This is a genomic window from Micromonospora sp. NPDC005220, assembly GCF_040607895.1.
Classification (GTDB): domain Bacteria; phylum Actinomycetota; class Actinomycetes; order Mycobacteriales; family Micromonosporaceae; genus Micromonospora.
Genome location: NZ_JBEXHP010000150.1, coordinates 1 through 11471 on the forward strand (window position 1 = coordinate 1; position 11471 = coordinate 11471).

Sequence of the window (11471 nt, forward strand, 5' to 3'; positions counted from 1 at the left end):
GGGACACCATGACCGCGAACAGGGCCGGCTGCACCACGTCCACCCTGTCGAGGGGGCCCGCCAGCGCGTCGCGCAACGACCAACCCGTGTACGGGGTGCGGCGGGTGCTGCTGCTCAGCCGGACCCCGGCGACCACTCTCGCTGCCGAGCTGACCGGGTTGGGCGCCGAGGTCACCGTGGTGACGGCCGACGTCGCCGACCGGGACGCGCTGCGGGCGGCGCTGGCCGGCCACCGGCTGCGGATCGTGGTGCACGCGGCCGGCGTGCTCGACGACGGGGTGGTCACCGCGCTGACGCCGCAACGGGTGGACACCGTCCTGCGGCCCAAGCTCGACGCGGCGCGGCTGCTGCACGAGCTGACCGAGGACGCCGACCTGGCGGCGTTCGTGCTGTTCTCCTCGTACGCCGGGACGGCCGGCGCGCCGGGCCAGGCTGGGTACGCCGCCGCCAACGCCGCCCTGGACGCGTACGCCGGGCATCTGCGGGCCGCCGGCCGTCCGGCGGTCTCGATCGCGTGGGGACTGTGGGCCGGTGCCAGCGGCCTCACCAGCCGGCTGGGCGACGCCGACCTCGCCCGGATGGCCGCGTCCGGCATGGCACCGCTCAGCGACGCCGACGGGCTTGCGCTGCTCGACGCCGCCCTGGCCACCGATGAGGCCGCCGTCGTCGCGGCCCGCCTCGACACCGTCCGCCGCGACCGCCTCGACGTGGCACGGCAGGTGCCGCAGGGGCCCGTCGCGGACCCGCTGACCCTCGTCCGCCAACACGTCGCGGCGGTGCTGCGGCACACCGCGCCGGGCGCCATCGACGCCGACCTCGCCTTCCGCGAACTGGGGTTCGACTCGCTCACCGCGGTCGAGCTGCGCAACCGGCTGGCCGCCGCGACCGGTCTGACCCTGCCCGCCACGCTCGTCTTCGACCACCCGACGGCCAACGCCCTCGCCGCCCACCTCGCCGACCGGCTGGCCGGTCGCGCCGCCACCCGCCCGGCCGCGTCGGTGACCTCGGCGCCCGCCGACGAGCCGATCGCCATCGTTGCGATGAGCTGCCGCTACCCGGGTGGTGTCGGCACGCCGGACGACCTGTGGCGGCTGCTGGCCGACGGCGTCGACGCCACCACCGACTTCCCCGAGGACCGCGGCTGGGACACCACGTCGCTGTACCACCCCGACCCGGAGCACCCGGGCACCTCGTACACCCGTCGGGGCGGTTTCCTGCACGACGCCGGCCGGTTCGACGCCGGGTTCTTCGGCATCAGCCCCCGCGAAGCCCTCGCCATGGACCCGCAGCAACGCATCCTGCTGGAGCTGTGCTGGGAGGTCTTCGAACGGGCCGGCATCGACCCCACCGGCGTACGCGGCACCCGGACCGGCGTCTTCGCCGGGGTCATGTACCACGACTACGCGAGCCGGCTGCCGCACGTGTCCCGGGAGGTGGAGGGCTTTCTCGGCACCGGCGGGTCGAGCAGCGTGGTGTCCGGACGGGTCGCCTACACCTTCGGCCTGGAGGGGCCGGCCGTCACGATCGACACGGCCTGCTCGTCCTCGCTCGTCGCGGTGCACCTGGCCGCCCAGGCGCTGCGCCGGGGCGAGTGCGACACCGCGCTGGCCGGAGGCGTCACGGTCATGGCGACGCCACGACTGTTCACCGAGTTCAGCCGGCAGCGGGGGCTGTCCCCGGACGGCCGTTGCCGGTCCTTCTCGGCCGACGCGGACGGGGCCGGCTTCGGCGAGGGCGCCGGCGTGCTGCTGCTGGCCCGGCTCTCCGACGCCCGCCGGCTCGGCTACCCGGTGGTCGCCGTGCTGCGCGGCAGCGCGGTCAACTCCGACGGCGCGAGCAACGGCCTCACCGCCCCGAGCGGGCCCGCGCAGGAACGGGTCATCCGGGCGGCGCTGGCCGACGCCGGGCTGGAGCCCGACGACGTCGACGCCGTCGAGGCGCACGGCACCGGCACCACCCTCGGCGACCCGATCGAGGCGCGGGCGGTGCTCGCCACGTACGGGCAGGATCGGGACCGACCACTGTGGCTCGGCTCGCTGAAGTCGAACCTCGGGCACACCCAGGCCGCCGCCGGTGTCGGCGGGATCATCAAGATGGCCCTGGCGATGCGGCACGCGACGCTGCCCCGCACCCTGCACGCCACCGAGCCGACGCGACACGTGGACTGGTCGACAGGCCCGGTGCGGCTGCTCACCGAACCTGTCGACTGGTCGGGCAGGACACGCCGGGCGGGTGTCTCGTCGTTCGGGGTCAGCGGCACCAACGCGCACGTCATCCTGGAACAGGCGCCGGAGCCGGCACCGGCGTCGGACGACCCGGGCGGTGAGGCGCTGCCGTTCGTCCTGTCGGCCCGCAGCGAGGCCGCGCTGCACGCCCAGGCGGCACGGCTGGCCGCCGTCGTGGGCGAGCCGGATGCGCCGCCGCTGCGGGACGTGGCGCACACCCTCGCCGGACGGGCCGCGCTGCCGTACCAGGCGGTCGCCGTCGCCGCCGACCGGGACGCGCTGGTACGCCGACTCGGCGAGCTGGCGACCGCGCCGGCCACCGCCGCCACGACCCGCCGTGCCGTCTTCGTCTTCCCCGGTCAGGGTTCCCAGTGGACCGGGATGGGCCTTCAGCTGTGGGACTCCTCGCCGGTGTTCGCCGCGCAGATGCGGGCGTGTGACGAGGCGCTGCGCCCGCACACCGGGTGGTCCCTGCGGGAGGTGCTGGCCGGCCCGCTGGACCGGGTCGACGTGGTGCAGCCCGCCCTGTTCGCGGTGCTGGTGTCCCTCGCCGCGGTGTGGCGGTCGTACGGCGTTCAGCCGTCCGCCGTCGTCGGCCACTCGCAGGGCGAGATCGCCGCCGCGTACGTGGCCGGTGCACTGTCCCTGGAGGACGCGGCCCGCGTGGTGGCGCTACGCAGCCGTCTCCTGTCCGACCGCACCGGCCGGGGCGGCATGGTGTCGGTGTCGCTGCCGGCCGCCGAGGTCACCGAACGCTTCGGTGGCGACGTCTCGATCGCGGCGGTCAACGGCCCCCGCGCGACAGTCGTCTCCGGGGCCGTGGACGTCCTCGACCGGCTGCTGGCCGCGTGCGCCGCCGACGACATCCACGCCCGGCGGATACCTGTCGACTACGCCTCCCACTCGCCGGAGGTGGAGGCCGTCCGCGACGACCTGCTCCACGCGCTGGCCGACATCACCCCACGCGCCAGCACGGTGCCGCTGCACTCCACGGTCACCGGCACGCCGGCCGGCCCGACCACGCTGGACGCCACGTACTGGTACCGCAACCTGCGCGAGACGGTGCTCTTCGGCCCGGTCGTGCGGGATCTGGCGGACGCCGAACCGACGGTGTTCGTCGAGATCAGCCCGCACCCCGTCCTACTGCCGGTGCTGCCCGACGACGCTCCCGGGACCGGCACGCTGCGCCGCGACGACGGCGGGCCGCCACGGCTGCTCGACTCCCTCGCGACGGCGTACGCCCACGGGCTCACCGTCGACTGGCGCACCGCGTACGCGGGAGCCGCCGCCCGGCTCGTCGCCCTGCCCACCTACCCGTTCGAGGGTGAGCGGTACTGGCTGACCGGCGCGTCGACCGCCGGGAACGCCGGCCATCCGCTGCTGGAGACCAGCACACCGCTGGCCGGCACCGGCGGTCGCCTGTTCACCGGCCGGCTCTCCCGGCCGGACCACCCGTGGCTGGCCGACCACGCCGTCGGCGACACGGTCCTGCTGCCCGGCACGGCGTTCCTCGAACTGGCCCTCACCGCCGCCGAGCAGACCGGCTGCGCCGGTGTGGACGAGCTGACCCTGGAGGCCCCGCTGGCGCTGCCGGCCTCCGGTGGTGTGCCGGTGCAGATCCGCGTGGACGAGGCCGACGAGGACGGACGCCGCCCGATCACCGTGCACGCGCAGGCCGACGCGCCCGACGGGCCGTGGCGTCGGCACGCCAGCGGTGTGCTCGGCACGACCGGCGCGCCGGGCACCCCGCTGACCGCCTGGCCGCCGGCCGGCGCCACCCCCGTCGCCCTCGACGGCTTCTACCAGCGGGCCGCCGCCGACGGTTTCCACTATGGGCCGGCGTTCCAGGGACTACGGGCGGCGTGGCGGCTCGGCGACGAGGTGTACGCCGAGGTGGTCCTGCCCACGGGCGAGCACATCAACGCCGGCTCGTACCTGCTGCATCCCGCGCTGCTCGACGCGGCGGTCCAGGCGGTACGCGCCGGCACGATCCTGGAGGAGACCGGCGTCGACCGCCTGCCGTTCGCCTTCGGGGGCGTCACGGTGCACGCGGCCGGGGCCACCGGCCTGCGGGTACGCCTGCACCGGGTCGGCGACGACCGGATCGGCATCGACGTCGCCGACCACGCCGGCGTGCCGGTCGCCACCGTCGCCACCTTGGCTCTGCGCCCGTTCGCCCCTGCCGACCTGGCCCCCGCCGTCGACGCCCTGCACCGGGTGGCGTGGACCCCGGTGCCGGCGGTGGAGGAGCACGCCGACGCGCCGGTCGTCGGCGACCTGACCGAGGTGCCCGACCCGACGCCGCCGGTGGTGGTCGTCGGGCCGCCGCGCCACGCCACAGTGCGGGAGGTGCTGCACCACGGGCTCGCGCTGGTGCGGGGCTGGCTCGCCGACGACCGGTTCGCCGCCTCCCGTCTGGTCCTCACCACCGGCCACGCGGTCGCCACCGGTCCGTGCGAGCGCCCGGACCCGGTCACCGCCCCGCTCTGGGGGCTGGTCCGGGCCGCCGCCGCCGAACACCCCGGACGGTTCGGCCTCGTCGACCTGGACGACGTCGACCTGGACGACGACGCCGCGCTGCCCCGTGCCCTCGCGCGGATCCAGGCCGGCCCCGACGCCGACGTCGCCGTCCGCGCCGGCGAGGTCCTCGTACCCCGACTCGTGCCGGCCACCGCCGAACCGATCCCACCGGCGCCCTGGCACCTCGACATCAGCGAGCCGGGCACCCTGGAGAACCTGCGGCTGACCACCGACCCGAGGCCGGCGGGGCCGCTGGCCGCAGGTCAGGTCCGTGTCGCCGTTCACGCGGCGGGCCTCAACTTCCGCGACGTCATGGTGGCGCTGGGCGCCGTACCGGGAGAGGCCGGCCTGGGCGGCGAGGGTGCCGGCGTGGTGCTGGAGACCGCCCCCGACGTCACCGGCCTGCGCCCCGGCGACCGAGTGTTCGGCCTGCTCCCCGGCTCCTTCGGCCCGGAATCGGTGGCCGACCGGAGGCTGCTCGCCCGCATCCCCGACGGCCTGTCGTTCGCCGAGGCGGCCACCGTGCCGATCGCCTTCCTCACCGCCTACTACGGCCTTGTCGACCTGGCCCGGATCGGTCCCGGCGAGACCGTCCTCGTGCACGCCGCCGCTGGCGGGGTCGGGATGGCCGCCGTCCAACTGGCCCACCTGCTCGGCGCCGAGGTGTACGCCACCGCCAGCCCCGCGAAGCACGCGGCTGTCCGGGCACTGGGGGTGCCGGCCGAGCGCATCGCGTCCTCCCGCGACCTCGGCTTCGAGGACCACATCCGGGCGGCCACCGGCGGGCGTGGCGTGGACGTCGTCCTCAACAGCCTCGCGCACGAGTTCGCCGACGCCTCGCTGCGGCTGGTCCGCGACGGCGGCCGTTTCGTCGAGATGGGCAAGACCGACATCCGCGACCCGGCCGAGTACCCCCGGCTGCGCTACCGGGCGTTCGACCTCAAGGAGGCCGGACCGGAGCGAACCGGCGAACTGCTCGACATCCTGCTGACGGTCCTCACGGCCGGGACGCTGCGCCCGCTGCCGTACACGGCCGTCGACCTGCGTCGGGCCCGTGACGCGTTCCGGCAGCTCAGCCAGGCCCGGCACATCGGCAAGATCGTGCTCACCGTTCCCCGGCCGCTCCAGGAGGCGGGCACCGCCCTGGTCACCGGCGCGCGCGGCACGCTCGGCGGGATCGTCGCCCGGCACCTGGTGACCGCCTGGGGCGTACGCCACCTGCTGCTGCTCAGCCGGGGACCGGCCGACCGCCTGGCCGAGGAGCTGACCGCCCTCGGGGCCGAGGTGACCGTCGTGGCGTGCGACGTCGCCGACCGGGAGGCGCTCGCCGCCGCTCTCGCCCAGATCCCCACCGCCCACCCGCTGCGGATCGTCGTGCACACCGCGGGTGTCCTCGACGACGGGCTCGTCACCGAACTCACCCCCGAACGGCTGGACCGGGTGCTGCGCCCCAAGGTGGACGCCGCCCAGCACCTGCACGACCTCACCCGGGACGCGGACCTGTCCGCGTTCGTGCTGTTCTCCTCGGCGGCCGGTGTGCTGGGTGCCCCGGGGCAGGCCGACTACGCCGCCGCGAACACCTTCCTCGACGCGCTCGCCGCGCACCGCCGTACCCTCGGCCTGCCCGCCGTGTCGCTGGCCTGGGGCCTGTGGGAACCGCCCAGCGCGATGACCGGTCACCTGGACCGCCACCGGCTGGCCCGCGCCGAGGTCAGCCCGCTGTCCGTCGCGGACGGGCTGCGGTTGTTCGACGCCGGCAGCACGGCACCGGACGCGCTGCTCGTGCCGGCCCGCTTCACCACCCGACGCCGCGAACTGCCCCGCGCGGCGGCCACGCCGAGCGGCGACCTCGCCACCCGGCTGGGCCCGCTGACCGAGGCGGAACGCGCGCGGGTCCTCACCGACCTGGTCCGTACGCAGGCCGCGGCCGTTCTCGGGCACCCCGGCGCGGACGGTCTCGGCGACCGCCCGTTCAAGAGCCTCGGCTTCGACTCCCTCACCGCCCTGGAACTGCGCAACCGGGTCGCCGCCGCCACCGGGCTGCGGCTGCCCGCCACCGTCGTCTTCGACCAACCGACCCCGGCCCGGCTCGCCGCCCACCTGGCGACACTGCTCACCGGCGCGACGACCGTCGAGCCGGCCACCGAGCGGCATGCCGACGGGGAGGCCGGTGGCGCGGACATCGCCATCGTGGCGATGGCCTGCCGCTACCCGGGCGGCGTGGACAGCCCCGAGGCCCTGTGGCGGCTGGTCTCCGAGGGCCGGGACGCAATCAGCGGGTTCCCGGTCGACCGAGGTTGGGACCTGGCCGCGCTCTACGACCCGGACCCCGGCCGCGCCGGCACCACGTACACCCGGGAGGGGGGCTTCCTGCACGACGCGGCGCTGTTCGACCCGGATTTCTTCGGCATCAGCCCGCGCGAGGCGGTCGCCATCGACCCGCAGCAACGGCTCTTCCTGGAGGTGGCCTGGGAAGCCTTCGAACGGGCCGGCATCGACCCCACCTCGGCGCGGGGCAGCCGTACCGGCGTCTTCGCCGGGCTGATCCCCGGCGGGTACGCCAGCCAGGCCGGCGTCGCCCCCGCCGACGTCGAGGGCTACCTCGGCCAGGGCAGCGCCGGCAGCGTCGCCTCCGGCCGGGTGGCGTACACGCTGGGGCTGGAGGGCCCGGCGGTCACCATCGACACCGCCTGCTCGTCGTCGCTCGTCGCGCTGCACCTGGCCATGCAGTCGCTGCGTCAGGGCGAGTGCGACGCGGCCCTGGCCGGCGGCGTCACAGTGATGGCGACGCCGGGCGCGTTCGTCGAGTTCAGCAGGCAACGAGGGCTGGCCCGGGACGGGCGGTGCAAGGCGTTCGGGGCCGACGCGGACGGCACGGCCTGGGCCGAGGGAGCGGGCATCCTGTTGCTGCGCCGGCTCGCCGACGCCCGCCGCGACGGGCAGCCGGTGCTCGCCGTGCTACGCGGCAGCGCGGTGAACTCCGACGGCGCGAGCAACGGTCTCACCGCGCCCAACGGCCTCGCCCAGCAGCGGGTGATCCGCGAGGCCCTGGCGAGCGCCCGCCTGACCCCCGCCGACGTGGACGCCGTCGAGGCGCACGGCACCGGCACCACCCTCGGCGACCCGATCGAGGCGGACGCCATCCTCGCCACCTACGGTGCCGACCGGGCCGAGCCGCTGCTGCTCGGCTCGCTGAAGTCGAACATCGGGCACGCCCAGGCCGCCGCCGGCGTGGGCGGCGTCATCAAGATGGTCCTCGCCCTGCGGCACGGGCTGCTGCCGCGCACGCTGCACGCGGACCGCCCGTCGCCGCACGTGGACTGGTCCGCGGGCGCGGTCCGCCTGCTGACCGAGGCGACACCGTGGCCGGCGGGCGAGCGTCCCCGACGGGCCGGGGTGTCGTCGTTCGGGGTGAGCGGCACCAACGCGCACGTCATCGTGGAGGAGGCCCCGGCCGGGTCGGAAGCCACCGGACCCGACGGTGACCTGCCGGCGCCCTGGCTGCTCTCCGCCCACTCCGAGGTGGCGTTGCGCGCCCAGGCCGCCCGGCTGCGAGCGTTCCTCGACGACGTGGGCGACCTGACGCCGCTGGGGATCGCGGCCACGCTGGCGACCGGCCGCGCCGCGCTCGCACACCGCGCCGCGATCGTCTCCCGCGACCCGGCGGTCCTGCGGCGGGGCCTCGACGCCCTCGCCGACGGCGGCACGGCCCCCGGCGTGATCCGGCCGGACCGCGCCGGTGGTGACCTCGCCTTCCTGTTCACCGGCCAGGGCGCGCAGCGGGCCGGGATGGGCCGCGAGCTGGCGGCCACCTTCGGAACCTTCGCGCACAGCTGGGACGAGGCGCTGTCCCTGCTGGACGCCGACGACGTGCGCACCGCCGACGACGAGGCCCTGGCCCGCACCGACCTCGCGCAGGCGGCCCTGTTCGCGTTCGAGGTCGCCATGTGCCGCCTCTGGGAGTCCTGGGGCGTGACACCGGCCTACCTGCTCGGCCACTCGATCGGCGAGCTGGCCGCCGCGCACGTCGCGGGCGTGCTGTCGCTGCCTGACGCGTGCCGCCTCGTGTCCGCCCGTGGCCGGTTGATGCGGGCGCTGCCGGCCGGCGGCGCGATGGTGGCGATCGAGGCGTCCGAGGCCGAGGTCGCGGGCCTGCCGGTGGCCGCGGTCAACGCCCCGGACTCGGTGGTGATCTCCGGACCCGAGAATCTCGTCGGCGCGGCCGCCGAGCGGTGGCGCGCCCGGGGCCGCCGGGTGCGTCGGCTGAACGTCTCGCACGCCTTCCACTCCGCGGCCATGGAGCCGATGCTCGCCGAGTTCGGTGACGTCGCGGCCGGGATCACGTACCACCCGCCCCGGATCGCCGTGGTGTCCAACGTGACCGGCGACCTGATCCGCGAGTTCACCGCCGAATACTGGGTGCGGCACGTCCGCGAGACCGTCCGCTTCGGCGACGGGCTCGACCTGCTGACTGCGCGCGGCGTGTCCACCTTCGTGGAGGTCGGCCCCGACGGTGTGCTGTCCGGGCAGGGCCGCGCCGGCCGGTACGTGCCGTCGTCCCGCAGCGGCCGCGACGAGGTGGAGACCGTCGTGGCGGCGTTGGCCCGGGCGCACGTGGCCGGCGTCGACGTGGACTGGACGGCGGTGCTCCCGGCCCGTGCACCGGTGCCGTTGCCGACCTACGCCTTCCAGCGCGAGCGTTACTGGCTCTCGGCCGCCCCCGCCGGCCGGGGCGGGCACCCTCTGGTCAGCGGCGTCGACGAGGTCGCCGACGACGGTGGCCTGCTGCTCACCGGCCACCTGTCCGTGTCGGACCAGCCCTGGCTCGGTGATCACGTCGTGCAGGGCACGATCATCGTGCCGGGCACCGCAGTTGTCGAGCTGGCGCTGCACGCCGCCGACCGGGCCGGCGCCGAGGGTCTGGCCGAGCTGACCCACGACGTTCCGCTGACGGTGCCGGCCGGTGCTCGGGTCGCCCTGCAACTACGGGTCGGGCCCACCGGGGCGGACGGCGGGCGCCCGTTCAGCGTCCACGCCCGACCGCCCGGCGACCCGTGGACCCGGCACGCCACCGGCCGGCTGGCCGGGACGGCTGCCGCGCCCGCCGTACCGGACCCGGTGTGGCCACCGGAGGGCGCCGAGCCGGTCGACGTGGACGACTACTACCCGCTGTTCGCCGAGGCCGGCTTCGCCCTGGGCCCGGCCTTCCAGGGGTTGCGCGCCGCCTGGCGGCACGGCGGGCACACGTACGCCGAGGTCGCTCTCGCGCGGCCGCAGCACCCCGACGCCGACCGCTTCGGCATCCATCCGGCCCTGCTCGACGCCGCCCTGCACGCCGGCGGCCTCGCCGCGCTGGCGGAGGGAGCCGACGCGGTCCGCGGACGGGTGCCGTTCGCCTGGCGTGGCGTGCGCCTGCACGCGACAGGGGCCACCGCGCTGCGCGTACACCTCGTCCCGGACCCCTCCGGAGACGGCACGGCAGTTTCGATGACCGACCCGGCGGGCCGGCCCGTCGCGGACATCGACCGGCTGGTCACCCGGCCACTCCCGACGGCCGGACCGGTGCGGCGACCGGGCGCGCTGTACCGCCTGGAGTGGGTGCCCCGGCCGGCCGGCCCCGACGACGGACCGCCCGTGGCGGTGCACCCTGTCGACGACGTCCGCGCGGCCCTGGAGATCATCCAGCGCACGCCCGACGGCCGGCTGGCCTTCGTGACCCGCGACGCGCAGGCGGCCCGGGCCGGCGACCCGGTCGGCGGGCTCGACGCGGCCCCGGTCTGGGGGCTGTTGCGCGCCGCGCAGGCCGAACAGCCGGGCCGCTTCGTGATCGCCGACGTCGACGCCGACGTCGCCCCCGAGACGCTCGGCCGCCTCCTCGCCGCGACCGGCGAGGACCAGCTCGCGATCCGCGACAGTGTCGTCCTCGTGCCCCGCCTGGTCCCCGTGCACGGTGGCGGATCGGGCAGGCCGTGGGATCCGGACGGCACCGTGCTGATCACCGGCGGCCTCGGCGCGCTCGGTCGGCACGTCGCCCGGCACCTCGTGACCCGGCACGGCGTGCGCCACCTCCTGCTGGTCGGCCGCTCCGGGGACGACGGAGGGAGCACCGCCGAGCTGTCCGCGCTCGGCGCCGAGGTGCGGGTGGTCGCGTGCGACGTGGCCGACCGGGACGCGCTCGCCGCGCTGCTCGGTGGCGTTGCGCCGGACCGCCCGCTGCGCGGTGTCGTGCACGCCGCCGGGGTGGTGGAGGACGCCGTGCTGGCCAGCGTCACCCCCGAGCACCTGGACCGGGTACTCCGCGCCAAGGTGGACGGTGCCCGCCACCTGCACGAACTCACCCGCGACCGACCGCTCACCGCCTTCGTGCTGTTCTCCTCCGCCGCCGCGGTGCTCGGCGCCGCCGGCCAGTCGCCCTACGCGGCCGGCAACGCCTACCTCGACGCGCTCGCCGAGCACCGCCGGGCGGCCGGGCTACCCGGTCACTCCCTCGCCTGGGGTGTCTGGGACGACCCGGACGGCATGGCCGGCCGTCTCGACGCCACCGCCCGGGCCCGCCTCGCCCGCTCCGGCGTCCTGCCACTCGACCTCGACACCGCCCTCGCCCTGTTCGACGCGGCCACCGCCCCGGACGCGCCGCCCTGCCTGCTACCGGCCCGCCTCGACCCGGACGCCTGGCGCTCGCGCGGCGACACGCTGCCGGCCGTGCTGCGCGGCCTCGTCCGTCCG

Annotated in this window: 1 protein-coding gene; it reads left to right on the plus strand. The window is 76.4% G+C overall.

Annotated features, from left to right (window positions below; translation table 11 throughout):
- Positions 1 to 104: 104 nt before the first annotated feature.
- Positions 105 to 11471, plus strand: an 11367-nt coding sequence (locus tag ABZU52_RS29860; RefSeq protein ID WP_354974289.1) for an SDR family NAD(P)-dependent oxidoreductase, incomplete at its 3' end; no start/stop codon positions are given.